The organism is Solibacillus sp. FSL W7-1472 (genome assembly GCF_037969775.1).
In the GTDB taxonomy this organism is placed as follows: Bacteria; Bacillota; Bacilli; order Bacillales_A; family Planococcaceae; genus Solibacillus; species Solibacillus silvestris.
Map to the genome: position 1 here is coordinate 2,955,513 of NZ_CP150208.1, position 26,075 is coordinate 2,981,587.

At 38.2% G+C, this 26,075-nt stretch carries 24 protein-coding genes and 1 riboswitch; of the genes, 8 read left to right on the top strand and 16 right to left on the bottom strand.

The window, feature by feature from the left end:
* Positions 1–10 precede the first annotated feature (10 nt).
* The 9 genes from MKY07_RS14825 to MKY07_RS14865 all read right to left on the bottom strand — a co-directional run bounded on the left by MKY07_RS14825 (position 11) and on the right by MKY07_RS14865 (position 9,399).
* Positions 11–679 (bottom strand): methionine ABC transporter permease, encoded by a 669-nt coding sequence (locus tag MKY07_RS14825; RefSeq protein ID WP_008408680.1) that lies wholly within the window; start codon positions 677–679, stop codon positions 11–13.
* Positions 672–1,700 (bottom strand): methionine ABC transporter ATP-binding protein, encoded by a 1,029-nt coding sequence (locus tag MKY07_RS14830; RefSeq protein ID WP_008408682.1) that lies wholly within the window; start codon positions 1,698–1,700, stop codon positions 672–674. Before MKY07_RS14830 ends, MKY07_RS14825 begins: the two co-directional genes overlap by 8 nt.
* Before the next feature lie 146 nt (positions 1,701–1,846).
* A riboswitch (SAM riboswitch) is annotated at positions 1,847–1,949 on the bottom strand.
* Between the two features lie 61 nt (positions 1,950–2,010).
* Positions 2,011–2,313: a thioredoxin family protein gene (locus tag MKY07_RS14835; protein ID WP_065216306.1), complete on the bottom strand. Its 303-nt coding sequence runs from the start codon at positions 2,311–2,313 to the stop codon at positions 2,011–2,013.
* A gap of 7 nt (positions 2,314–2,320) precedes the next feature.
* Positions 2,321–2,647, bottom strand: coding sequence for a toprim domain-containing protein (locus tag MKY07_RS14840; protein ID WP_008408685.1), 327 nt, complete (start codon positions 2,645–2,647; stop codon positions 2,321–2,323).
* A gap of 89 nt (positions 2,648–2,736) precedes the next feature.
* On the bottom strand, positions 2,737–3,117 hold the full coding sequence (gene gcvH / locus MKY07_RS14845) for a glycine cleavage system protein GcvH (RefSeq protein WP_008408686.1): 381 nt from the start codon (positions 3,115–3,117) through the stop codon (positions 2,737–2,739).
* A gap of 80 nt (positions 3,118–3,197) precedes the next feature.
* The gene (locus MKY07_RS14850) at positions 3,198–3,554 is read right to left on the bottom strand and encodes an arsenate reductase family protein (protein WP_008408689.1); all 357 of its coding nucleotides are present in this window, start codon (positions 3,552–3,554) and stop codon (positions 3,198–3,200) included.
* A 323-nt stretch (positions 3,555–3,877) separates the two neighbouring features.
* A complete protein-coding gene (locus MKY07_RS14855) occupies positions 3,878–5,662 on the bottom strand; it encodes an acyl-CoA dehydrogenase family protein (protein WP_008408692.1) in 1,785 nt (594 codons plus the stop codon).
* A gap of 56 nt (positions 5,663–5,718) precedes the next feature.
* Entirely contained in the window at positions 5,719–6,891 is a 1,173-nt protein-coding gene (locus MKY07_RS14860) for an acetyl-CoA C-acetyltransferase (RefSeq protein ID WP_008408694.1), read from the bottom strand.
* Between the two features lie 123 nt (positions 6,892–7,014).
* Positions 7,015–9,399 carry a 3-hydroxyacyl-CoA dehydrogenase/enoyl-CoA hydratase family protein gene (locus tag MKY07_RS14865; RefSeq protein WP_065216925.1) on the bottom strand — a complete coding sequence of 795 codons (2,385 nt, stop codon included), beginning with the start codon at positions 9,397–9,399 and terminating at the stop codon, positions 7,015–7,017.
* Positions 9,400–9,640: 241 nt separating this feature from the next.
* Here MKY07_RS14865 and MKY07_RS14870 point away from each other — a divergent pair, with 241 nt between their 5' ends.
* The 3 genes from MKY07_RS14870 to MKY07_RS14880 all read left to right on the top strand — a co-directional run bounded on the left by MKY07_RS14870 (position 9,641) and on the right by MKY07_RS14880 (position 11,903).
* Entirely contained in the window at positions 9,641–9,958 is a 318-nt protein-coding gene (locus MKY07_RS14870) for a thioredoxin family protein (RefSeq protein WP_008408698.1), read from the top strand.
* A 137-nt stretch (positions 9,959–10,095) separates the two neighbouring features.
* Entirely contained in the window at positions 10,096–11,289 is a 1,194-nt protein-coding gene (locus tag MKY07_RS14875) for an MFS transporter (protein ID WP_065216924.1), read from the top strand.
* A gap of 2 nt (positions 11,290–11,291) precedes the next feature.
* Positions 11,292–11,903 carry an NAD(P)-binding oxidoreductase gene (locus MKY07_RS14880; protein WP_065216923.1) on the top strand — a complete coding sequence of 204 codons (612 nt, stop codon included), beginning with the start codon at positions 11,292–11,294 and terminating at the stop codon, positions 11,901–11,903.
* A gap of 67 nt (positions 11,904–11,970) precedes the next feature.
* On the opposite strand, the gene MKY07_RS14885 is transcribed toward MKY07_RS14880, so the two are convergent.
* Together MKY07_RS14885 and MKY07_RS14890 are read right to left on the bottom strand one after the other, a co-directional pair.
* Positions 11,971–13,395, bottom strand: a complete 1,425-nt coding sequence (locus MKY07_RS14885; RefSeq protein WP_014823022.1) for a hypothetical protein — start codon at positions 13,393–13,395, stop codon at positions 11,971–11,973.
* Entirely contained in the window at positions 13,364–13,888 is a 525-nt protein-coding gene (locus MKY07_RS14890; protein ID WP_065216921.1) for a sigma-70 family RNA polymerase sigma factor, read from the bottom strand. The genes MKY07_RS14885 and MKY07_RS14890 overlap by 32 nt, the downstream gene beginning before the upstream one ends.
* Positions 13,889–14,018: 130 nt before the next feature.
* On the opposite strand from MKY07_RS14890, the gene MKY07_RS14895 reads away from it, so the two are divergent.
* The 4 genes from MKY07_RS14895 (at position 14,019) to MKY07_RS14910 (ending at position 18,267) form a co-directional block, all read left to right on the top strand.
* Positions 14,019–14,546 carry a C39 family peptidase gene (locus MKY07_RS14895; RefSeq protein ID WP_014823020.1) on the top strand — a complete coding sequence of 176 codons (528 nt, stop codon included), beginning with the start codon at positions 14,019–14,021 and terminating at the stop codon, positions 14,544–14,546.
* Positions 14,547–14,625: 79 nt separating this feature from the next.
* On the top strand, positions 14,626–15,717 hold the full coding sequence (locus MKY07_RS14900; RefSeq protein WP_014823019.1) for an endospore germination permease: 1,092 nt from the start codon (positions 14,626–14,628) through the stop codon (positions 15,715–15,717).
* Positions 15,710–17,137: a spore germination protein gene (locus MKY07_RS14905; RefSeq protein ID WP_065216920.1), complete on the top strand. Its 1,428-nt coding sequence runs from the start codon at positions 15,710–15,712 to the stop codon at positions 17,135–17,137. The genes MKY07_RS14900 and MKY07_RS14905 overlap by 8 nt, the downstream gene beginning before the upstream one ends.
* Positions 17,134–18,267 (top strand): Ger(x)C family spore germination protein, encoded by a 1,134-nt coding sequence (locus MKY07_RS14910; RefSeq protein WP_065216919.1) that lies wholly within the window; start codon positions 17,134–17,136, stop codon positions 18,265–18,267. Before MKY07_RS14905 ends, MKY07_RS14910 begins: the two co-directional genes overlap by 4 nt.
* A 38-nt stretch (positions 18,268–18,305) precedes the next feature.
* Here the strand turns inward: MKY07_RS14910 and MKY07_RS14915 are convergent, their stop codons facing one another.
* The 5 genes from MKY07_RS14915 to MKY07_RS14935 all read right to left on the bottom strand — a co-directional run bounded on the left by MKY07_RS14915 (position 18,306) and on the right by MKY07_RS14935 (position 24,969).
* The gene (locus tag MKY07_RS14915) at positions 18,306–19,184 is read right to left on the bottom strand and encodes a 5'-3' exonuclease (RefSeq protein WP_008405982.1); all 879 of its coding nucleotides are present in this window, start codon (positions 19,182–19,184) and stop codon (positions 18,306–18,308) included.
* Positions 19,185–19,252: 68 nt separating this feature from the next.
* On the bottom strand, positions 19,253–20,737 hold the full coding sequence (gene hutH / locus MKY07_RS14920) for a histidine ammonia-lyase (RefSeq protein ID WP_339262851.1): 1,485 nt from the start codon (positions 20,735–20,737) through the stop codon (positions 19,253–19,255).
* Between the two features lie 461 nt (positions 20,738–21,198).
* Complete coding sequence (locus MKY07_RS14925; RefSeq protein WP_014823015.1) at positions 21,199–23,196, bottom strand: AarF/UbiB family protein; 1,998 nt, start codon at positions 23,194–23,196, stop codon at positions 21,199–21,201.
* Positions 23,197–23,209: 13 nt separating this feature from the next.
* Positions 23,210–23,647, bottom strand: coding sequence for an SACOL1771 family peroxiredoxin (locus MKY07_RS14930; protein WP_339262854.1), 438 nt, complete (start codon positions 23,645–23,647; stop codon positions 23,210–23,212).
* 107 nt (positions 23,648–23,754) lie between these two features.
* Positions 23,755–24,969, bottom strand: coding sequence for a carboxylate--amine ligase (locus MKY07_RS14935; protein WP_065216916.1), 1,215 nt, complete (start codon positions 24,967–24,969; stop codon positions 23,755–23,757).
* A 176-nt stretch (positions 24,970–25,145) separates the two neighbouring features.
* On the opposite strand from MKY07_RS14935, the gene MKY07_RS14940 reads away from it, so the two are divergent.
* On the top strand, positions 25,146–26,072 hold the full coding sequence (locus MKY07_RS14940; protein ID WP_065216915.1) for a DUF4003 family protein: 927 nt from the start codon (positions 25,146–25,148) through the stop codon (positions 26,070–26,072).
* The last annotated feature ends 3 nt before the right edge of the window (positions 26,073–26,075 follow it).

Sequence of the window (26,075 nt, forward strand, 5' to 3'; positions counted from 1 at the left end):
GAGCCACTAACTATCGTTTGTCCACTCTTGCTGTGATGAAATCCCCAATATATTGGATGATGAATACGACAACTAAAATCAATACGGTTGCCATTAAAGTCACATCTGTTCGGTTACGCTGGAAACCATCAAGGAATGCCAGGTTTCCTAAACCACCCGCACCAATGATGCCGGCCATTGCTGTATACCCTACTAAAGCGACAGCTGTAACTGTAATACCTGAAATTAATGCCGGTAAGCTTTCCGGAATCAGCACTTTCCAAATAATCGTAGAAGTTTTCGCTCCCATTGAGCGAGCCGCTTCTATAACACCTTTATCAATCTCTCTTAATGCAATTAACACCATGCGCGCATAAAACGGTGCTGCACCGATAATAAGCGCAGGTAATGCTGCATTGGCACCACGGATGGTTCCAAGTAAAAACTTCGTAAATGGAATTAATAAAATGATCAAGACGATAAATGGAATCGAGCGGAAAATATTCACGAATGACCCTGTCAAAAAGTGTACAATTTTATTTGCCCATAATTGATTGTCGCTCGTTAAGAATAAGACAATACCAATTAGAAGTCCCAGTATAAATGTGATGACTGTCGCAACAGCCGTCATATAAATTGTTTCATATGTTGCTTCGAGCATTTTACCCCAATCTACGTTCGGAAATAATTGATTAAACATGCTCAATCACCTCCGCCTGAATTTCTTGCTTCGCTAAAAAGCTTAATGCTTCCGCGACTGCTTTTGGCTCGCCATCGATATGAATAAACAATGTACCAAACGAACCGCCCGTTGTATTTGAGATTTTGCCATGCACTATATTAACAACTACGTCAAATTGCTTAATCATTTGTGAGATGACAGGCTGTTCTGTCGTTGCCGCTGCAAATGTTAATTTAGCGATTTTGCCTTCTGGATAATTGGCTAAAATCTGTTCCAGTGATGCTTGCGTTTCCTGTGTTTCACCAGAAGCTTGCGACACGAAGTTTTTCGTAATCGGTGCTTGCGGATGTTGGAACACTTGTAATACATCTCCCTGTTCCACTACTTTTCCGGCTTCCATAACAGCTACTCTGTTACAGATTTTACGGATAACATGCATTTCATGTGTAATGAGTACAATTGTAAGTCCGATGTTTTTATTAATATCAAGCAACAATTCCAAAATTGAATCCGTTGTTTCAGGATCAAGTGCTGAAGTCGCTTCATCACATAAAAGCACTTCCGGATTGTTTGCCAACGCACGGGCAATGCCAACACGCTGCTTTTGACCGCCTGAAAGTTGAGAAGGATACGCTTTCCCTCTTCCTTTTAAACCAACAAGTTCAATTAACTCTTCTACTCGTTTTTCACGATCAGCTTTTGAAACACCTGCTATTTCAAGTGGAAATGCGATGTTTTCTTCAACGGTACGTGACCAAAGTAAATTGAAGTGCTGGAAAATCATACTTATTTTTTGACGTGCTTCTCGTAATTTAGCCCCGGAAGCTTTTGCAATATCCTGACCACCTACAATGACAGAACCTGTCGTTGGCTTTTCCAAACCGTTCAATAGGCGAATCATTGTACTTTTACCGGCACCACTGTAGCCGATAATACCGTATATTTCTCCTTTGTTGATCGATAGGCTTACATTATCAACTGCCGTAAGCTTACCATTTTTCGTGTTATACACTTTTGTAATATTTTGTATATCAATCATCGGTTGTACTCCTTCTAAATTGAAATAACCTTCCTGCTATTTCAAAATCATGTTCTTTTTTTCATCCAAAACATCCGCTGAATGAAAAAAACCTTTCTACCAAGACAAGTAGAAAGGTTTCACATACATTTATACGGTAAACCGTTCTCTCATCTTTCAAAGTTTACACTTTGTGTGAATTGGCACCTTTGCGTAATCGCTGGTTGCCGGGCTTCATAGGGCACTTCCCTCCACCTCTCTTTATAAGAGCAACGTTATTAAGTTTTATTATTATGAATTTTACTTTATCACGACAAAGTGACTACGTCAATTACTTTTTTAATATTTCATACAAAAACGGTACGGATTTAAATGCATAAATTTTATTCGTTAGTTCTCCGTTGTCTGAAACGATTAAACAAGGTACACTTTCAATTTTCAGTTCATAAGGTAAATCCCCTAAATAATTGATATTTGCCATACCAAGCGGGAGATCTGGTAGTAATTTCTCAATTACTTCCAACATTTTTTCCGATACTTCACATGTGCCGCACATAGGCGTATATAGGAAAAATGCTGTCTGATCATATTGTTGTACGTTTTGTTCCCATTGCTGTTTCGTCCATTGTTCCATTATACTGTCATCCTTCTTTTACTAAAAATTTTGCTCGTAGTAAAATATCCCTTAAGATTTTAGTAGGTGTTTTTTCTACTTCAATATATTCGTGAGGTATGATTAGCTGTTGTGCTTCAGGATATGCACGGTTCATCAGTTTACGTAACTTTTCACCGTTTTTATCTGCATCAAACATAGTGATAATTTCATCTTGCTCATAACCTTCCAATAAATCAATCAAATTGACTTCGCTTATTGTGCCATTTGTACAAATAATTGTCACGTCCTCTGCTAAAATCGGGATTAATCTCAACTTATCGGCACGTCCTTCGACAACAAGGCATTTTCCCATACGTACACGCTTCCTTTCAAAGTCACCTTTATGTATAGAATAACAAAAAAACACTAAAACCTTACTATAGAAGGCTTTAGTGTTTCATATTATTGTTCAATTAATGCAGTGTAAGCATCTGCGTCTAATAATTCTTCAACTTCCGCTTCACTTGTTAACTCAACAGTAACCATCCATGCATTTCCGTATGGAGATTCATTAACGTATTCTGGGTTGTCCAGTAATTCTTCGTTAATTGCAACTACTTTACCAGAAAGTGGTGCATATAGTTCAGAAACTGTTTTTACAGACTCTACACTACCGAATGGCTGATCCTTTGAAATCTCATCGCCTACTTCAGGTAATTCTACGAATACGATATCACCTAATTCAGATTGTGCGAAATCCGTAATACCGATTGTTGCCTTACCGTCTTCAATTTTTACCCACTCATGCTCTTTTGAATAACGTAATTCTTTTGGTGTGCTCATTCGAAAACCTCCATGTTATATGTAGTACATTCAAGTTCATTTTGCCATATTTCGTTCGGAAATACAATGTGAATAACTGTTTATTTCCAAGTTTCTAAGAAGTCAGACTCCTTAAATCCTAAAGTTAATTTTTTTCCATCTGTTACGATCGGTCGCTTAATTAACATACCATCTGATGCCAATAGCTCTAATTGCTCATCCTCGGACATTGTCGCTAATTTATCTTTAAGACCTAATTCCCGATACTTCATACCAGACGTATTGAAGAATTTCTTTAATGGCACTCCACTTGCTTCATAAATTGCTTTAATCTCCTCTTTAGATGGTGTCTGTTCTACGATATGAATATTTTCATAGTCCACACCTTGCTCATCTAGCCACTTTTGCGCTTTTTTACACGTTGTACATTTTGGATATTGAATGAATTTTACTGTCATGTAAGTACTCCTTTTGCCCTGGATTTTCCTATATTGTAACGGATATAGAAGGACAAATCAAAAATGTGTTCGTATTATTGGCGTTTTTATGAATATGGGTTTTATTAGAATATTTGTGTCGATATTAGAACATGCTGGTCGTATTTTAGAAGAATGGTTTCGTTTATTTGAAACTTTGGCGATCATATTAGAAGAAAGGAAACTTATATTAGAACTTCCGAGATATATTAGATCATGTAAAAATATATTAGAACATTTTACATTATATTAGAACAACATAGAAAAATCGGGTGCAGTGTCATGCACCCGACTATAGTATTTTATTAAACTACATACTTTTCTGCTTCGATTAATTTCACTGAAGCTTCACGTTTTTTCGGAATTAAGTTGTAAGGGTTGTTGCGCGTTAATTTACGTAAAGCCGATAAAATCATACGTGCATCGTCACCTTCAACTGAAGCGATCAATGTTTCTTTTGCTTCTTTTTCGATTTCTGCGAATGCTTCCTGACAGAAAATTTGAGTGTAAAGGATTTTTTGTGCTGCTTTTTCTTCTCCGTCACGCTCGATTGCTTTTTGTGTACGGATTACTGCAGATTCCATTGCGTATAATTGGTTCGCAATGTTCGCGATGTTCACTAACAGCTCCTGCTCGGCATCCAGTTTTGCACCGTAGCGTTGTGCTGCTGCACCTGCTGCAAGTACTGCAATCTTCTTCGCATTTTTCACTAAATATTTCTCTTGCTCTAAAGCACCTTGGCCGATTTCTTCAGGCATAAGCATTAATAGCTCGTTTTGCAGTTCTTGTGCTACTTGTAATAGTGGTAATTCACCTTTTAATGCTTTTTTCATAAATGTGCCCGGTACGATCATACGGTTAATTTCGTTTGTACCTTCGAAAATACGGTTAATACGAGAGTCGCGGTAAATGCGTTCTACTTCGTACTCAGCCATAAAGCCGTAACCACCGTGTAACTGAACCGCTTCATCCGCTACGAAATCCAATGTTTCAGAACCGAATACTTTTGCGATCGAGCACTCAATAGCATATTCAGCGATTGCTGCTGCAACTGATTTTCCGTCTTTTTGCTCTTCATCAGATAACTGGCTTAAACGGTCTTCGAAATAACCAACTGTACGATAGTTTAAAGATTCAGATGCATAAATGTGAGAAGCCATTGATGCGATCTTTTCTTTCGTTAGGTTGAAATCCGATAATTTCGTTTTGAATTGTTGGCGTTGGTTCGTATAAGCAACCGCTAATTCAAATGCACGTTTTGATGCACCTACAGTACCTACTCCTAATTTATAACGCCCGATATTTAAAATGTTGAATGCGATAATATGACCGCGGCCTACTTCACCTAATAAGTTTTCTACAGGAACTTCTGCATCTTCTAAAATTAATGTACGAGTAGAAGATGATTTAATCCCCATTTTCTTCTCTTCCGGACCTACAGAAACTCCTGGGAATGAACGCTCAACGATGAATGCAGTAAATTTATCGCCATCAATTTTTGCGTATACAACGAATACATCTGCAAAGCCTGCATTAGTAATCCATTGTTTTTCACCATTTAATACGTAATGTGTACCCGCTTCATTTAATTTAGCAGTTGTTTTTGCGCCTAATGCATCCGAACCTGAACCTGGCTCTGTTAAAGCGTATGCTGCGATTAAGGCACCTGAAGCTAACTTCGGTAAATACTTCGTTTTTTGCTCATGGTTACCGAATAATACGATTGGTAATGAACCGATCCCTACATGCGCACCGTGTGTGATTGAGAAACCACCAGCAGGTGACATTTTTTCAGCGATTAATGCAGAAGAAATTTTGTCTAAGCCTAAGCCTTCGTACTCTTCCGGCACGTCAGCTGCTAGTAAACCTAAATCACCTGCTGTTTTTAATAGACGTACCGAGTGCTCGAACTCATGGTGCTCTAAGTTTTCAACTACCGGCAATACTTCGTTTGTTACATATTCCTGAGTTGTTTGAGCAATCATTTTTTGTTCATCTGTGAAATCTTCCGGTGTAATTACTCGGTTAATTTCCACGTCCTCGATTAAAAAGCCGCCACCTTTAATAATGCTGTTTGTTGTTTGTGCCATTGTAAATTCCTCCCTAGTTTCCTTTGTGATTTTTATTGTGTTGTTTCCCCAGACAATTAAAGAACTTCAAATACCCCTGCTGCGCCCATTCCGCCGCCGATACACATTGTTACGACACCGTATTTACCGCCGCGGCGTTTTAATTCATTGATTAACTTCACTGTAAGAATCGCACCTGTTGCACCAAGTGGATGGCCTAATGCGATTGCCCCCCCGTTAACATTCACTTTTTCCATATCAATGCCAAGCTCACGAACTACTTGAATTGATTGTGATGCGAATGCTTCGTTAATTTCCCACAGGTCAACTTGATCTTGTGTAATTCCTGCAATTTCAAGTGCTTTCGGTACCGCAACGATTGGTCCGATACCCATTACTTCAGGTGGAACTCCTCCGACAGCAAATCCTAAGAATTTTGCCAGTGGCTGCATACCTTGTTTCTCCGCTTCTTCACGGTCCATTACAAGTACTGCTGCTGCACCGTCAGAAGTTTGAGAAGCATTCCCTGCTGTTACAGATCCTTTTACGTTGAATGCTGGACGTAATTTTGCCAACGTTTCTACCGATGTACCTGGACGAACCCCTTCATCTGTATCAAAAATTGTAACTTTTTCTTTTAACTGATTGTTTTCATCGACATAATACTCCGTCACTTCAACTGGAACGATTTCGTCTTTGAATTTACCTTCTTTAATTGCTTTTTCAGCCAATTCATGCGAACGTACTGCAAAAGCATCCTGCTCTTCACGTGTCACATTGTAACGATTCGCTACTTCTTCAGCTGTGTGACCCATACCGATATAGTATTGTGGTGCTTCTTCAGCAATTTTTGGGTTTAGACGAACTGTATTACCAGTCATCGGAATCATACTCATCGACTCTGTACCACCTGCAACGATTGCTTTTGCATGGCCAAGCATAATACGCTCTGCTGCATAGGCAATTGTTTGTAGCCCTGATGAACAGAAACGGTTAACTGTTAATGCTGGTGTTTCATCCGGCAACCCTGCCAATGCCCCAACTAAGCGGGCAACATTCATCCCTTGTTCTGCTTCTGGCATTGCACATCCCATAATTAAATCATCAACTGGACCTTCATAGCCCGCACGTTTTAATGCTTCTTTTACTACTACTGCACCAAAATCATCTGGACGAGTGTTCGCAAGTGATCCTTTTTTCGCACGCCCGATTGGTGTTCGTGCTCCTGCAACGATAACGGCTTCACGCATAATGATGTTTCCCCCTTGTGATTAGCCAGCAAGTAAACTCGTAAGCTAGTTGCCGGCAAAATATTTCAACTAATACAACGTTTTAAAATAAAGTCTGTCGCTTTTTGCAATCACGGACTTCTATTAGTTACGTAACGGCTTCCCTTTTACAAGCATGTGCTGCATACGCATTTGTGATTTCTGGTCTGCAACCAGTTCTAGGAATGCTTGTTTTTCCAGGTTTAATAAGTACTCTTCTGAAACTTCTGTTCCGTATGGTACTTTTCCGCCTGCGATTACATAGGCAAGTTTTTTCGCGATTTTCAAGTCATGTTCTGTAATAAAGCCTGAATCGAACATTCCTTGAGCCCCTAATAGCAATGTTGCATAACCTGGTGCACCTACTACTTTCACCGTTTTTTTCACTGGTGCTGTATAGCCTGCATCCGCAAGTGCAAGTGCTGCTTGTTTTGCATCATAGATTAAGTGATCCGGATTTACCGAAATACCATCCGCAAAGTCCAGGAAATTATTTTCACGTGCTTCTTCACCAGAAGTCGAAACTTTTGCCATTGCAATTGTTTCGAATACTTTATTTGCGATTTGCTGATAGTCTACATCCACGCCATTTGGCAAGCCTTTAATGAACTTTTGGTAAAGACCTAAGTTACCGCCGCCACCTGGGATTAATCCAACGCCTACTTCTACAAGACCCATATACGTTTCAGCTGATGCTTGAATGTGTGCAGCCGGTAAACATACTTCCGCTCCGCCACCTAATGCCATTTGGAAAGGTGCCGCAACAACCGGTTTTGTTGAATATTTAATACGGCGCATTGCTTGCTGGAATGACTTAATAACAAAGTCCAATTCAAAAATATTATCATCTTGTGCTTCCATTAAAATCATCGCAAGGTTGGCACCGACACAGAAGTTTTTACCTTGGTTCCCGATTACAAGGCCTTTAAAGTTTTTCTCAACTTCATCAATGGCATAGTTGATCATTTGTACAATGTCTAAACCGATTGCATTTGATTTTGAGTGGAATTCAAGTAATGCGATTCCATCCCCTAAATCAATTAGGCTTGCACCTGAATTTGATTTAATAACACCATGTTTTTTCTTGTAACGTTTTAAGTCAATCGCTTTTTCATTTACAGGCACTTTCACATATTCCGAACCGTTATAGTAGGCTAAATCACCATCAATTTCAGAATAGAATGTTTTCAGGCCTTTCTCTAATAATCCATTTACGAATTCAGGAATTTCACGGCCTTCTTCTTTCATTTTAGAGACTGATTTTTCTACGCCGATTGCATCCCACATTTCAAATGGACCTTGAGCCCAGCCGAAGCCCCATTTCATTGCATTGTCAATTGCAACGATGTCATCAGCAATTTCACCTACTAATTTTCCTGAGTAAATTAATGTCGGTGCAAATGAATTCCATAATAGTTCCCCAACTCGGTCATTTGCATAAATTAAAACTTTTAATTTACCTCCTGGACCTTTTGCTTGTTTTGCCATTTCTAATGATGGTGCTACAAGCTTCGTAGTCGGTTCATATTCAAATGTTGATAAATTCAATTGTAGAATTTCTTTCCCAACTTTTTTGAAGAAACCTTGGCCCGATTTCGCGCCAATCCAACCATTTGAGATCATTTTCTTTAAAATAGGAGATTCTTCAAATACTGCCTGTTCTTCACCGGTTGTCTGGTCATATACATTTGTTGCAACATGTGCAAAAGTATCAAGACCAACAACATCCAATGTACGGAATGTCGCAGATTTTGGACGACCGATTAGTGGTCCTGTTACCGAATCTACTTCACCTACTGAATAGTTACGTGCAATCATTTCGTTCATTGTCACGATTAAACCGTATGTTCCGATTCTGTTTGCGATAAAGTTCGGTGTGTCTTTTGCAATAACAACACCTTTTCCTAATACATCTTCGCCGAACGTTTGCATAAAGCTTACAACTTCCGGTTTTGTTGTATTAGCCGGAATGATTTCCAGTAATTTTAAATAGCGTGGCGGGTTGAAGAAATGTGTCCCAAGGAAATGCGCTTGGAAATCGTCTGAACGCCCTTCCGCCATTGCGTTAATGCTAACCCCTGATGTATTTGATGAAATGATTGTGCCAGGTTTACGTACAGCATCAATCTTTTCAAATAAGCCTTTTTTGATATCTAATCTTTCTACAATTACCTCAATAATCCAGTCAACATCTTTCAGTTTTTCTAAATCATCGTCAAAGTTACCTGGTGTAATTAATGCTAGATTTTTTTTCGATGAAAGTGGTGCTGGTTTTTGTTTTAGTAATTTTTGCATTGCAGAAACTGCAAAACGGTTTTTTACAGGTTTTGAATCAAGTGTTAACCCCTTAGCTTCTTCTTCCTTTGTTAATTCGCCCGGAGCGATGTCTAATAACAATGTAGGAATCCCGATATTCGCCAAATGTGCTGCAATTCCTGAACCCATTACCCCTGAACCTAAAACCGCTACTTTTTCAATTTTGTAAGACACGAGCACTTCCCCCTTCTCCCTTGAATGAACAGTCATTCATTTTGAAATCAAAAAAAAACTTCAAACAGCTTTTCTGTTCTTAGTGTAGATTATTTTGACAATTTACGCAATAATTTTCTCGCAATTTTAAATAAATTTATTATTCTTATATTTTTATTGCTAGAAGGTACATATATTAAGCTAAATTACTTTTCGTAAGCTGTCCAAATCGTGTACAATGGGCGTAAGGAGCGTGATTAATATGCAAGAAATTACAACAATTGAACAATTCACAGAACTAACTAGCAAGGAAAAACCAGTAATCGTGAAATTCTTTGCTGGCTGGTGTCCGGACTGCACACGTATGGATATGTTTATCGATCCAATTATTGAAGAGTACAATCAATATGACTGGTATTCAATCAACCGTGATAACTTCCCGGATTTAGCGGAGAAGTATCAAGTAATGGGTATTCCATCATTACTAATCTTCAAAAATGGTGAAAAATTAGCACACTTACATAGCGCTAATGCAAAATCACCTGCACAAGTGGAAGAATTTTTAAACGCACAAGCATAATATGTATTACGAATAAATCCAAAAGTTTACCACTTTTGGATTTATTTTTTATTTTTCATAAGCTAAAGCGCTAGTCATAATGCGGTTTTTTAATTACAATTGATTACGTGAAATTTTATTGTAAGAAAGGAAAATTTATGACTTCAGATCAACGAAAAAAACTTGCTTTACTTATGCTTAACATGTTCATTGCAGTTGGGAGTTTCGGGATTATCATTCCAATTATTCCTGCCTATTTAAAAGAAATCGGGCAAGGTGGAACAGCTGCAGGTTTAATCATTGCGATTTTTGCATTCGCGCAATTTTTAGTATCACCTATCGGGGGAAAATGGACGGATAAGTATGGTCGTCGCCCGCTCATTAATATCGGACTGCTTACTTTAGCTATTTCGATGTTTATTTTTTACTTCGCAGATTCCATTTGGCTGCTTTATTTATCACGTGCTATCGGCGGAATTGGCTGTGCATTCCTGATTCCTGCAATTTTTGCATATGTAGCAGATATTACAACGATGGATCAACGCGCAAAAGGTAATAGTTTTATTTCAGCCTCGATGTCACTTGGTATTGTAATCGGTCCTGGTATCGGCGGCTTTTTAGCGGATTTCGGACTTAAAACACCGCTTCTTGTTTCAGCGGTAGTCGGATTGCTTGCGTTTATCGTATCTTATTTTACTTTGGCGGAGAGCCAGGAAGAGAAAGTCGAAATTCTTCAAGACGAAAACTCTTCAATGATGAAAGATATTCTTTTATCTGTTAAAAAGCCATTCTTTATTCCACTGGTTATTACGCTGATCATGAGTTTCGGTTTAATGTCTTATGAAACCGTTCTTGGACTTTATGTAGATGATAAATTTGGTGCAACACCACAGGAAATAGCCTTCATGGTAACATCAACAGGATTAGTCGGTGTTATTATGCAATTATTTGTAGTTGACCGCCTTGTAAAAGCGATTGGCGAAGTAAATGTATTAAAATTATTTTTAGTCGTTACCGCTTCTGGCTTCTTCCTGTCGATTATCGCAGGAAGCTATACGATGTTCTTTGCGATTTCGTTATTAATATTCCTTGCGACATCAATTTTGCGTCCTGTATTAACGACATTAATTTCAAAAATGGCCGGGAATGAACAAGGGTTTGCAATGGGTATGAACAATGCCTATATGAGCATAGGAAATATTATTGGTCCTCTTCTTGCAGGCGCGTTATATGACATCGATATCCTATACCCGTTTATCGCAGGATTAATCATATTAATTTTCACTATTATTCTAACATTTATGTGGAAAGGTATTAAGATCCAAAAAGCATCATTAAAAGGAGGTCATTAATCGTGAAAATTATTGTATTCGGAGCAACAGGTGGCGTTGGACAGCATTTTGTTGAAATGGCTGTCGCCGCTGGTCATACTGTTACCGCATTTGTACGTACACCTGAAAAATTGAAAACTACAGATGTAACGATTGTTCAAGGTGATGCATTTAATGCAGAACAAGTGGCAGATGCGATTATCGGTCATGATGCGGTCATTTCATGTTTAGGTTCAAGTACTGGCATGAAAAAATCAAATGAGCTTGAAACGATGGGCAAAAACATTGCAGACGGTATGGAGAAAGCCGGTGTAGAACGTCTAGTATATTGCGCTTCAGCTGGAGTAGACGGAGAAATTCCAGGTGTGATGGGCAAACTGATGATGAAAATGCTCGCGAATCCATTAGCAGATCACCGAGCAGCGCTTAACTATTACAAAACTAAAGACATTTCGTACACAATCGCACGTCCAATGGGCTTAAAAGATGAACCGTTAAAAACTGATTATAAAGAAGCAATCGATACGGTTCCAAAAGGTTCAAGCTCGATTCCAAGAGCTTGCGTGGCCCATTTTATGGTGAAAGCATTGGCTGATGCACAATACGAAAACAAATCAGTTGGTTTGTGCAGCTAAATTTAAACAGACGAAAACTACCCCGAATGGTCGAGGTAGTTTTCGTTTTTTCATTGTTTATAATTTTCTATTCCGGATAATAATCATCAAAATTAACAGGTACGGTATATTCAATCCCTTTTTCATCTTTCAATATGCGCGGAGCCGTTCGGGTTAATGTCCAGCTAAAGCCATTATCACCCGTAATGAAATATTGATCGTCCTTCGTTTTAATTTGGATGTTTGTGTAGGTTTCCTCGATTAATTCTCCAGAAAGTGAATTGCCTCGATAATGGATTGTATTATCATTAAAAATATATATGAGCTGGTCATTATATCGATTGGCAATTGACATATCAGTAAAATGTTCTGGTTTCGCTTCAAGCATACCAATCCTACGGTAGTCTAGTAAAACATCTTTTGCAGTAAATTGGTAATAAGTAGAAGTTTGTTTTGAGTCTTCAACATACTCAACTAATAAGTGGGTACCCATTCTTTCTGCATGATAAAATACCTGTGGGTTTGTGAGTTCTGAATGCTCAAATATATCTGCATATAGTAGATGCCCTTGTTCAGTTGTAATGACTTTCGGCGTGCTACCACTCATAAACAGTACAGGTTCGTCATGAAAATCATCGGCAAATGTCATTACGTTTGTACCTTCAAGCTGCCCTATTACAATTTGGTAATCCCCTGTTTTATTCCGATAAATATACATTGTTTCATTTGTTTTACTATCGATAATATAAAACTGATCATTAGTACCGGTAATCATCACTGTCGGTTGATCACTCGCAACATTTAAGTCTAGACGTTTTCCTTCCGGTGTTTCAAATACTCGCCAAGTTCCCTCTTCCGTTGGGATCTGATACAATATATGATCATTTACCTGTTTAACTTCTGCTCCAGCTAAATTCAATTCCATATTTTCTAAAACCGGAGCATATGGTGCTTCTTTATATTCCAGCAAAAACTCTTTTGGCAGTTCGATATTTTCAGTGTAAAGAACCATCGATTGCGTAATATCCAATTCAATCATTTCGGATTCTTTATTAATGACGAGCTCATCTAAATAGTCAATGTCATTTGCTTGAAGCTTCAGAAAAAGGGTGATTGATTTTTCAGTATCAATTGTTTTAATCACTTCAACAGGATTATCGAATTCAAATATAGAATAACGTTTGTAAGCCTGTTCACTGTTAACCGGAGATAACTTTGCTAATGCTTTTTTATCTTCCTGAATAATCGCTTCGTAAAAATCAGCAACTAACTGTTGATGATTCTCCTCCAAGTATGTAGATTCGATTTCAACAGCCTGTATAGTTTGATTCGGAGTAAAATACAGCACCGCACCAACCGCAAGCATTAACAGAACAACTAAGGCTGGTTGCAAAAATGGCAGCGGTTTTTTACGTTGCTTTTTTTGCATTACTTTTTGTACAAATGCTTCATCCATCAGCGGTTCGCTGCCAATTGTTTCATCAATTGCTTGCTTCACTTGAGAATTCGTCATGCCATTCACCACCTTTTAATTGATCTCTTAACTTTTCACGTCCACGCCTAAGTCTCGTTTTCACGGTATTGTCCGAAACCGAGAGTAAATGTGCAATTTCATCGATGTTCAGTTCCTTGTAGTAATATAAAATTATAATTTCACGGTACTTAACCGGAAGCTCGAGAACTACTCTTCCCAGCAATTGATTTTCGCTTCTCTCAAGCACATACTGCTCTGCAGATTTGGTTCCTTTAAAAATATCCTGAATTTTATTTGTTAAAATGGTATTTTTGTAGCTCCAGCTGCGTAAATAATCATAACTACGATTGATTGTCATTCGATATAAATACGTCCGGTAACTCGCATCGCCACGAAATTGTCCACGTTGCTCATATGCTTTTAACAGTACATCCTGTACAATATCTTCTGCCATTTCTTTATTTTTCACATATGTATAGGATAGTCGAAGTAATTCCTCGCCATGTGTTCTTATAAACTCTTCAAGCTGCATTTTCTTCCTCCCTCTTCTCCAAATGCCAACCGTTAGACGGAGCTGTTTTATTTTTAGTTTCAACTTTAAATGTTTATTTTTTTTGAATGTGGGTATTAAACTACTTTATAACAATTTGGAGGTTTTTAGTATGCGAGTATTATTAAATGTAAATGGCAGGTCACAATATAGTTCGGATATCCGGCCTGAATATCAAAACTCGGCATGCGGCCCAACGACTGCACATGTTATTTTAAATTACTTATGTGAAGATGAAACAATCCGCACGAAAGATGTAAATGAACTTTATAAATTTTTAGGTGGTACAAAAATCGGACTTTTTAAATGGCGGATGATCAGAAACTTACGTCGACTACTCGGAGAAGACTGGTGTATCGAAGAATGTACATTAACTCAGGCGATTGAGCAATTACGCTTAGGTAATCCGGTAGCGATGAAATTTGATGTGTATTTTACCGGGCAGTTCTTAAAAAATTATACCCCTCTCTATAAATACCACTGGGTACCGTTAATTGGCTATGAAATAAAAGACAACGAACTTTACTTAACGATTCATGATAATGGCGGCCGCAATCGTGACAGCCAGATCCGAACTTTTAAATATGATGACAACCGCAAAATATTAAGCTTTGTGAAAATCGAAAAGGAAAAGCATTAGCATTCGCTAATGCTTTTTCTATTTGAATAAATGATAAGCTAATTGGCTATTACTGTAATTAAAACTGCGAGGATATATTATGAAATCAGTGAGATCTATAAGTCTCTTACATATTATCTTTTTAACAATGACATTCATCGGGTTAAAAAACCATGTCACGATTATTCCATCCTTACTAAATGGAGCAGGCCGTGATGCTTGGTTTTCTGTTATTTTTTCAATATTTTTGATGATTCCCTGGTTAGTTCTTCCTTTTATTACATTAAAAAAACTTAAAGATGAATCTCTTCGTATGTATTTACTAAACAATCACCCTAAGCTGGGTAAAGTGCTTATTTTTATCATTGCTTTTTACTTACTTCTCATGGCCGTTATTACAATGCATGAAACATTACAATGGGTTTCAACAACCTTTTTACTGCAAACGCCGCCATTGCTTTTGTTTTTCTTTTTTACAGTTGTATGCCTTTTACTGGCAACATCCTCCATATTAACGATTACGATGGTCAATGTTGTCGTCTTGTTTGGTGTTGTCGTCCTTGGCTTCTTTATCGCCTTTGTTAATATTCAAGTGAAAGACTATGCATTGCTGCAGCCCTTTTTTGAGCATGGATTTACACCCATTTTCACATCTATGGTATACCCTGCTTCCGGCTTTATTGAGCTTTATTTGCTCGTATTTATTCAGCAGCACTTTAAAACAAAGCTTAAATTTTGGCATTTATTAATAATGCTCTTTTTACTATTTGGATTAACACTAGGTCCCTTAGTGGGGGCAATTGCCGAATTCGGACCAACTGAGGCTGCTAAACAGCGCTACCCCGCATTTGAAGAATGGCGAATTGCCACAATCGGAAGCTTTATAAACCATATTGATTTCTTTTCTATTTACCAGTGGCTTACAGGAGCATTTGTCCGTATTGGTTTTATATTATTTATAGCAGTCGAGCTATTAGGGCTCACTGGTCAAAAGAAGAAAGTTTGGGAATATATTTTTCCGCTCTTTGTTTTTTGCTCGCTGCCTCTTTATTTACTCGATGACAGTATATTTAGCAAATGGAAGGGGCAATATTTTCTAATAAGTACTACGTTATTCTTTTTCGTACTTTCAATTATTCTCTTTATATTAGTAAATCGAAAAACAAAGCGAAAGTTGGAATATAATGATTGAATACGCTGCCTTAAAAAAGCAATTTGATAATTGTGCTGATATTCGCTTTCAAACATTTGAATTTCCTGCAAGCAACGTTATGCTCATCACCTGTGAAGCGATGACAGATAATCATTTATTCAATGAAGTAGTCGTACCCCGATTAAGAATGGCATGCCAACAAAAGGAACAATTTGATGAGGCAGTTTTAATACAGAAATTGCATCTTCCCCAGCTACTGAAAATTGAAGATTTGCAAGAAGCTGTTACGAATGTATTTAGCGGATTTGTTCTTATTTATATCGAGAATTTAAATATACTGTTATGCAGCAATATTGAAAACAAGCCTAATCGAAGCCCTGAGGAATCAAACTTAGAAGTAACTATTAAAGGTCCACGTGATAACTTCATTGAAGACTTAGGTGTAAATATTGCTCTTATCCGCAAACGTCTGCCTACGAATTCATTAAGTGTTGAGAAGATAACGTTAGGAACACGTTCAAAAACAAAGTTAGCTATTTTATATTTTAATGACATTGCAGATTTATCTATCTTGAAACAATTAAAAAAACAACTCTCTGAAATCGATACAGATGTTATTTTAAGTGGTGAATTAATAATGGAACGGATGAATAAAATTTCATATTTAATTCCTTTAAATGATTCGACAGGTCGTCCTGATTTTGCGATGCAATCACTCGTTACCGGACGCTTTATCATTTTAGTAGACGGAATTGCATACGCAATTATAACGCCCACCAATATTCTAGCATTATTAAAGTCCGGAGAGGATAATGATTTTCCATCCATATTCAGCTCGTTAGAAAGATTATTACGTTTATTCTGCATATTAATAGCACTTTTACTACCGGCTTTTTGGCTTGCGTTAACAACATTCCATCAAGAGCAGCTCCCAATTCAATTACTTGCGACAGTTGTACAAGCCAATACGGGCTCCCCACTGCCTGCAGCTATAGAAATGCTTGGAATGCTTTTTATGTTTGAGTTATTTCGTGAAGCGGGATTACGCTTACCGAGTATTTTAGGTGGAACGATCAGTGTTGTAGGAGGATTAATTATAGGTGATGCAGCCATTCGAGCTGGGATTACAAGTCCGGCAATGATTGTTGTCATAGCCATTTCAACGATTGCTACCTTTACACTTGTCAATCAGTCCTTCGTTACGACGATCAGCATGCTGCGAATTGTATTTATTATTATTACATCGATTTTAGGACTTTTCGGTTTCTTCTTATCAATCTATATTTGCCTTGTTTATATCGCAAATATCCGTGTATTTGGTGTTCCTTATTTAAATATAGCAGTCAATTTGAGCTGGGATAATATAAAAATGACCCTTTTCCGTCCACCAGCAAAATCAAACACTAAACGACCGGAAGTATTAAATGTTAAAGATAAAACAAAGGAAAAAACAAAATGAAAAAATTGCTTTTACTTCCATTGTTACTTTTAGTTGCTGGCTGCTGGGATACAAATCAGCCTGAACGTATGTATTATTTACTTGGCCTGGGAATCGATTATAAAGATGATCAATATGAAATTTATAGTCAAGTTGTTGCTTTTACTAATATTGCTAAAAGCGAACAGCCGAACCCGGAAGCTACGCAGGCTGAAGTTGGGATTGCCAAAGGAAAGACTTTTGATGAAGCATTTTTTAATTTATATCAAACGATGGATGAGCGCTTCTTTTTAGGGCATTTAAACTATGTTCTCTTTTCGGAAAATATCGCAAAGGAAGGTAAAGTAGAACCTGTTATCAATTCCCTTATCCGATACAGGGAATGGAGGTATACAACTTGGGCTTATATTACAGATTCACCACTCAAGGAAGCTTTGCTCATCACACCCATTATCAATAAATCCATAACACTTTCAAAGGTATCCGACCCGCTTAGTTCATTTAATCAGTCATCCCGAGTCCGTCCTATACAATTACGGGAACTTATGATTCATTTTAATGAACCTAGTCATGAAGCCAAAATACCATTTATCGAAATTAGCGAAAACTGGTCAAAGGAAGATGGACCGGATCCAGTCTATTCATTTAAAGGCATAAGCATTATCGGTAAGAACTCTGGTTTAAAAGGGAACTTATTAGGCGACGATTTAAAAGGTGTTCAATGGCTAGAGAATGAAACAGACCGCTCAGATATTACCGTTAAAACGGAAGAGTTTGAAGAGTTATATACAACGACAACCGTTGACGAAGTGCGTTCTAAAATCACACCAATTGTTTCCGAAAATAATGTGCAATTTGATTTACAAGTGCAATTGGTTGTTCAAACAAATGAAATTCTTAATGAAAATAAAATGGATTTATTAAAAAATAAGATTAAGCAGCAAGTAAAAAAAGAAATCGAGCAAACCTATAAAGCTTCATTAGAATTTGATGCCGATATTTACCGGTTAGCTGAGGTATTGTATCGAAAAGATTTGAAAACCTGGAAAAAGTATGAACAAGATGGAAATATTCCTCTTGACGAGTCTACTATTCGGAAAGTGGATGTGGAGCTTGTAAAAGTCAAAGGTGAACGTATCATTTCACATTAAAAAGAGGTTGTGCAACTGTGCACAACCTCTTTCGCATTTTATTTATAAATCGAACGAGCATGTTTCGCGATTAAGCGATAGCCTTGCTGTTCAATATGATTAAACAAATCTGGAGCATAAGGGGATAAAGCTAAGTGATCCAGCTCCACGTCAATCGGTACATCACAATGGATTGTAGCTAATTGATGGGACAAACGTAACATCGCTAAATTTTCGCTGATTTTAATGCGTTGTCCCGGCTTTAATGTCGGCAATGCTTCTAATACGCCATCAATGGAACCGTGATTTTGAATAAGCTGTAATGCTGTTTTCGGACCAATTCCCTTTACACCCGGGTAACCATCACTCGTGTCCCCCATAAACGCTTTCACTTCCGCAAATTGTTTGGGTGCAATGCCATATTCCTCTACAAACCGGCTTTCTGTATACACATCGTACTCTGTATAGCCTTTTTTCGTAAATGCGATTTTTGTAGAAGGGTTAAGTAATTGCAGTAAATCTTTATCTCCGCTAATGACAGTAATTTGGGCATCGTCTTTCCATTTTTTAATCATTGAGCCGATTAAATCATCTGCCTCAAGACCTTGCGTACCAAAGTTTTGCCACCCGATCATTTCCGATACTCTTTTAGCCATATCAAATTGCGGCAACATTTCCTCCGGCGGTGCAGGTCGATTCGCTTTATAGCCATCGTATAGGTCATTGCGGAATGTAACCGCGCCCATATCCCAGCATACAGCTAAATGTGTCGGCTGCATCAGATTTTGTGCTGTCAATACATGACGGGCAAAGCCTTGAACACCATTTGATGGCGTCCCGTCATCTAAACGTATAAATTGATTCATTGCAGCTGACGCAAAAAATGAACGAAACAATAGCGCCATCCCATCAACAATTAATAAATGTGGTTTTGTCATAATAAATCTCCTCTTTCTACTAAACACTTATTATAACAAATGCACCGGTAGAATGTAGCTGTCAATACTTACCCATTCGGTTTCAAGTAGTCAATAATATGATTTACGTCCTTGCTGAAAATACGATCCTCTGTCATGGCAGGCGCTAAGTTGCGAATGTCTTTCCACTTATCATAAAGTTTTGGCGACATGTTTACTACACCCCGGTATTCCACTGCCTGTGCTGCACAAAATGCCTCGATTGCCAATACATTTCTTACATTGGCAATAATCATCCGCGCATGGCGAGATCCTGTCGTCCCCATTGATACATGGTCTTCCTGATTTGCAGAGGATGGAATGGAGTCGACCGAAGCAGGATGTGCCAAAGTTTTGTTTTCCGATACTAAACTTGCGGCACTATACTGCAAAATCATTGCTCCTGATTCAAGCCCTGGATTCGCGCTTAAAAATGCAGGCAGTCCTTCATTTAACTGCGGGTTTACTAATCGTTCAATCCGTCGTTCTGATACATTGGCCAACTCCGCCATACCGATTTTCAGAAAGTCCATCGCAAACGCAATCGGCTGTCCATGGAAGTTTCCTCCTGAAATAACTAAACCGCCGTCATCGAAAATGAGCGGATTGTCTGTTGCCGCATTCATTTCGATTTCGAGCTTTTCTTTGACATAGTTCAATACTTGCCAGCTTGCTCCATGAATTTGCGGGATGCAGCGAAGGGAATACGGATCTTGCACACGCTTTTCGCCTTGGTGTGTAATGAGCTTACTGTCCTTCAGCCAATCACGCATACGCTCTGCAACAGCCATTTGTTCCTGCATGCCTCGTGCTTCATGGACAGCTGGATGAAAAGCATCGATAATCCCGTATAAACTTTCCATCGTCATTGCTGCAATCCATTCACTCGCATAAGCCAGTTTCTCCGCTTCCAAGTAATTGACGACCCCTTGTGCATTCATCGCCTGGGTTCCATTGATTAAAGCAAGACCTTCTTTCGCCTGCAGCTCAATTTCCGGCAGTCCCCGACGTTCGAATACTTCATGTGACGGGCGCATGACACCATTCACATATACATCACCTTCTCCAATAACCGCCAATACTAAATGAGAAAGTGGCGCTAAATCTCCGGATGCCCCGAGTGAACCTTGCTGTGGAATAACTGGAATGACCTCTTCATTAATCATCCATAACAAGCGTTCCAGCACTTCCAGTCGAATACCCGATAGCCCTTTTAATAAAGCATTTAATCTTAGCACCATCATCGCTTTTGCAACATGTTCCGAAAAAGGCTCCCCAAACCCGCATGCATGGGAACGAATTAAATTTACTTGCAGTTTGCTTACTTCGTGCTCTGCAATTTTTACATCGCTGAACTTTCCAAATCCCGTGTTAATTCCATATACCGTTTTATCCTGCTGAACAATTCTTTCCACTGCTTCACGGCTTTTAACAACTCGTAACTTCGCTTCTTCAGCTATCTCTATTTTTTCCCCATTATATAAAATATTTCCCAATTGTTCGATCGATAAATTTTGTCCGTTCAACTGAATCATTTCCCGCACCCCTTTTAAATATTGTTACTCTTAAATTTATTATTGTTTAAATAGCAGTTAATTGCTACTAATATTTCACCCTTAAAATCATAGTTCAGTTGAAAACGCCTGTATTAAAGGCTTTGTGCGTTTTATTTCTAAAAACTTGTTCACCTACTAATACATTAACCTTCTAGTGATTTAGTATTTTATTATAGTAAAGTGCTAAAGCGAAGAAGGATAAAAAGCTTAGAAAGCAGTTGTAATTTAATTGAAAAATAAAACTCTTAGTGAGAAATGGGCAATATAATAAAATTGATTGGAATGGAGGGCGACTCCTACGGGAATAGCACGACGCCTGAGACTACAGGCTCAGGCCGTGCCCATGGAAAGCGTCCAGGAATGGAAATCAATTTTTACGCACAGCAAAAAATGCCATTTTCCTTAAGAAGAAAAATGGCATTTTGGATTATTTTAAGCCTCTACTTTGTTCGCTTCATATCTCGGATTGCTTGAATCGATAATCGCACGAGCAAAATCGCACATAAAAACAAGCCTAAATACGCAGCAGTATTCAAATAAATTGCATAGGCATTATGAATAAATTGCGAGATTGCGAGCAATGCCACCGATATAATCCCAAATGTAATCCCAACCATCAGCAGAACAAACCGTGAAAACAGCTGAGTGACAAACATGGAATTCGCTTTATCCGAAAAAATATCATGATGCAAAATAATTTTCCCGCTCTCCACTTTCCTGAACAGCTGATCAAGACGACGCGGTATTTTCCGTATATTCGGTAATAACAATGCGAGTTCTTCTTCAATTAAGTCTTTCGTCTCGCCCGGATGTTTGAACGGTTTCAATAAGCTTGATTTCAAATAATCATTGGAGAAGTCTTTTACTTCACTGAAAATCCTAAAGCCTGGGCAAATCACAGACAATGTACCATCCAATGTAACAATCGCACGTAAAGCCACATTGACGGATGGGTAAAAATGGAGTCCAAATTCACGCACTACAGAAAAGATAGAGTACATTAGTTCATCTGTAGGGATTGTCGACACATAATTAATTTTCAACAGGATTTGACTAATCGCCTGCTCCATTTCATGCCGATTGATTTGTTCGGCATTTTCCACAAGCTGGGCAATACCATCAACAACAAGTGCTGCATCATTTTGATGAATTCCGACTAGGAAATATTTTAACCCTTCCTGCTGCAATTCAGCTAAACGGCCGACAGCCCCATAATCGAGAATTGCGACACGCCCGGTTGTTTCCTCAATATAAATGTTTCCCGGATGTGGATCCGCATGAAAAATTCCGGAAATAAGTGTTTGCTCTAAAAACGAATACAATAATGTTTGTGCAAACTGATGGCGGTCAATGCTCAAATCCGTAAATAATGCATTTCCTACTGTAACGGATTTCCCTTTTATATATTCCATCACCACAACATTTGAATTACTGCATTCCCGGTATACTTTCGGCACTTTCACATCGATACTGCCACGTTCGACAATTTTGGCAACCTGTTCCATGTTGCGAGCCTCAATAATAAAATCAATTTCTTCCTTTAACGCCATGCTGAAGCCTTTTGCCAAGTCGTAAAAGCCTAAGTTTTCAGCCCACTGCGATTTACTGGAGATCCATCTGGCAAACTCCATTAAAATCGATAAATCATCCTGCATAATATTTTTGACATCAGGCCGTAAAAATTTCACAACGACAGGTTCGTTCGTTTCCTTTAACACCGCTTTATGTACTTGACCGATTGAAGCGGAGGCTAACGGAGTTTTACTTATATAAGAAAAGATTTGTTGCGTACCTGCATTGAAATTTTCTGCAATTATTTGGTCAACTTGCTGCTCGGTAAGGGGTTTCACATGTTGCTGAAGCTTTTCAAGTTCCTCAATAAAGATAGGAGACAAGAGCTCTTTACGCGTTGACAGTACTTGTCCAAATTTAATAAATACCCCGCCGCACTGTTCCAGCGTATCCCGTAATGCTTTTGCCAGTTCCCGTTCATCTTCACGGGCACGGGCATATTTCATCGTTCTTGTTACCCCGTTCGTTACCGCGATTCCTACAACTTCGCGTAACCGCTTTTGACGCTTCCAATACGTAATAAGTGTCTTAAAATAGGAACGTCTGCCGACAGGAGTGCCATTTTCATTCAATTCTATCGAATCAAACAGCTCAAAAAACAGATAAAGCAGCATCGAAATCAGAAGCATACTGCCGAGCCAGATAAGTGTTGTAATGTTGACTACATTCGAAACGATTCCTTGGTCATAATAGTCCGATCCTCGTAAATATGTATACCAAAATACAAATGTCGTAAGGGAAACACTAATTAACACGGATAATATTCTTTTCATCAGACTTATTTGTGAGCCGATTAAACGGCCGCTAATGAAGAAAACAAGCACGGATGCAATAAGTAATTGAAGTATAGCTGATATGAAATCCATTCAAATCGCCCCTTTAGGTCAAAGTTAAATGTGTATGCACTTCTACATTCCCTTTTAACGCTTTACTAATCATACAAGTTTCCTCTGCCTTATATGCATAGCGCTCCGCTATACGACGGGCACGTTCATCTTCCTTATGTTGCAGGTCAATGTCGACATAGTGATGGATCGCTTTATAAGTAAAAACACCATTTGTCACATCAACAAGCCCTTCTGATTTCAAATTCAGCTTTGCATCAATTTGGCTTCGTTCAAGCATTGCCGCCAGTGTAATTAAGTAACAGGTTGCTGCAGCACCGAGCAGCATTTCATCCGGATTTGTCCCAATACCAGGTCCATCCATTTCAGGCGGAATCGAAATTTGCGTCTGCAATCGTTCGGTTTTTAAGTCACCAACCGAATTTCGTCCCCCTGGCCAGTCAATCGTTAATGTAAAAGTATGTACCGTCATTACTATTCACTCTTTTCAATTTTCTTTAACTATAACATTTTTCCCTTAGGATGTTCAGCTAATGAAAACAGCCGACTAACAGAAAGCTCCTGTTAATCGGCTGATGTTTACCATACGTTTTGTTTATATTTTTTATAGTAGTTAACCTGACGGATGAACATGTAGATTTTACGTTTAAAATGCTTGTCCTGTTTATAGAACAACGGATTCACAATTTTCTTTTCCAGAATCAATCGGCGAATATCCTTTTTCACCGCTTCATCGTAAACGAATTTTTTTAATACAATTTTCGGCACGACTGAAAACAGCACATCCCCTTTTAAATACGAGCATGGTTTCGGAATATCGTAAATTAGATCTTCAACAAAGTTGCGCGCCAAATTATGACCCATTGCATTAATATAATAACTTGAACGGCCTTGTCGAATATTTACTTCAAACACTTTAAACTTCCCGTCACGCTCATCATATTTTAAATCAAAGTTTCCGTAGCCACGATAGCCGACCGCTTCCAAAAAGCCGCGCAGTTTCGTCATTACTTCTTCGTTATAACGGGAAATAAGCGCCGTGTAATTGCCAATCGCCGTTTTCGTATGTTCCTGAAGGACAACTTGTGCAAACGATACGAGCTGTGTTTCGCCTTTTAAATTGACATAAACAACCGAATCCCACATTGCTGTATCGTCACCGGGAATATAATCCTGAATAATGAGTTCTTCCTGGTAGCCGCTGTTTTTAATCATATCGATCACTTGTTGGACTTCTTCTTTGTTTTCTACTTTGAAAACTTTCGCCTGTCCTTCAAATGGATGACGGCTATACTCAATCCCGTTACTCGGTTTAATAATAACCGGATACATCATCTCGGTTTCGAATTGACCATCATTTTTGCAATCATAAAATACCGTCGTCGGAATATCGATTCCATATTGTTCGCAAAGTTTATAGAAATTGGATTTAATCTGTAAGTCATTCATTAACGTTTCGTCGATATAGTTAAACACAAAGTAATCTCTTAAAATCGCGCTGTTTTCAATAATTAAACGGACGTATAAATCATTTGTGCCGATTAGAATCAGTTTTTCTGCTTCTTTTTCATATTTTTTCGCTACGCTAATTAAAATTTTGGCAAACTGGTCTGGTTCACCAAGTTTTTTGTCATACTCAATTGCACGTGGAATATTACTTAAGTTCGTAAAAGGTAAAACACCTTTCCCTACTAGAATCGGACGGATCTTATATTCTTCATGGAAAGATATCGCCATGTTGTATGCATTAATATCAGTACCGACAATAATCGGTAAAAATGGTTGTCGAGTCATTACTATACTTCCTCTCAATCTGTTCAACGGTATTCTTATTTGATTTATCACTTATTTATCATACAATACTCTATCGATTTATGCTGTATTTTGTAAATGGTTTTTATTATTTCCCGAATATTTTAATGAAACTTCTCCTCGTTTAAAACGTACGTATTAAGTAAGAGGTGATCGGGATGAATGCTCAATTACAATTATTCTTCACAAACATTGATAAAATCGTTTTATATTTTGGGGCAGATGCAAAATATTTTTATATTGACCTTGCACTAAAACTGACTGTCCGCAATATTGTATTTAACTATGAGGATTATGAAAGCGTGCGTCAACAAATTAAAAACAATACAAAATGGTATAACTTTGCTCGCGTTAATACTCAGATTATTAATACATATTATGTTCATTATGCAAATGAACCTGAAAAAATCGGTGAGGTTATAAATCTCCATAAATTATTGACGAAGCAGTTTAGCCGCCATGAAGACAGCTATATAGCGGCTGCCTATTTAAACTCGGAAGAACATATCGAGCGAATCGGTCTGTTAATTACAGATTTAATGGACAAACAAAGCGTAAAATATGCGCCTTTAAAACTTTCCACTAGTACGATGCTTGCCGGGCGTGTGGAAGATACTAAAGTATTGGCAAATAGTGTGGAAAAGTATTATCAGGCGCTTGTGTCTATCGGATATGAACGAACAAAGGACACGACAAATACAGCTGTCATTTTAACAATCGGAACAGGGGATTTTCATAATGAAACCTTTGCCCGATTAAAAGAGCTGACGACTTTTATTAGAAAAACAGAAAAAAAACTTACACCGTACCATTACAATACGATTGCCCTGCTCTCGCTTGCGAAGTTCGAAGTGCACCAATTCCCGGCACTACATGATATGCATGAAGAAATTTGCCGCTTTTTAAAGGTGGATCGAAGCCAGTTTAACTCATTGCTGGTAGCCACTCAAATTTACACATCGACTGAATCTATCGGTGACTTACCCTCATATGATGTAGATTTCTCCACAATTATTTTCTCTGCTGCAGAGCATTCAAATTCTGGTCGTTATGAAAGCGACCTTCCTGCTGGCGGTGCTGACTGAAAG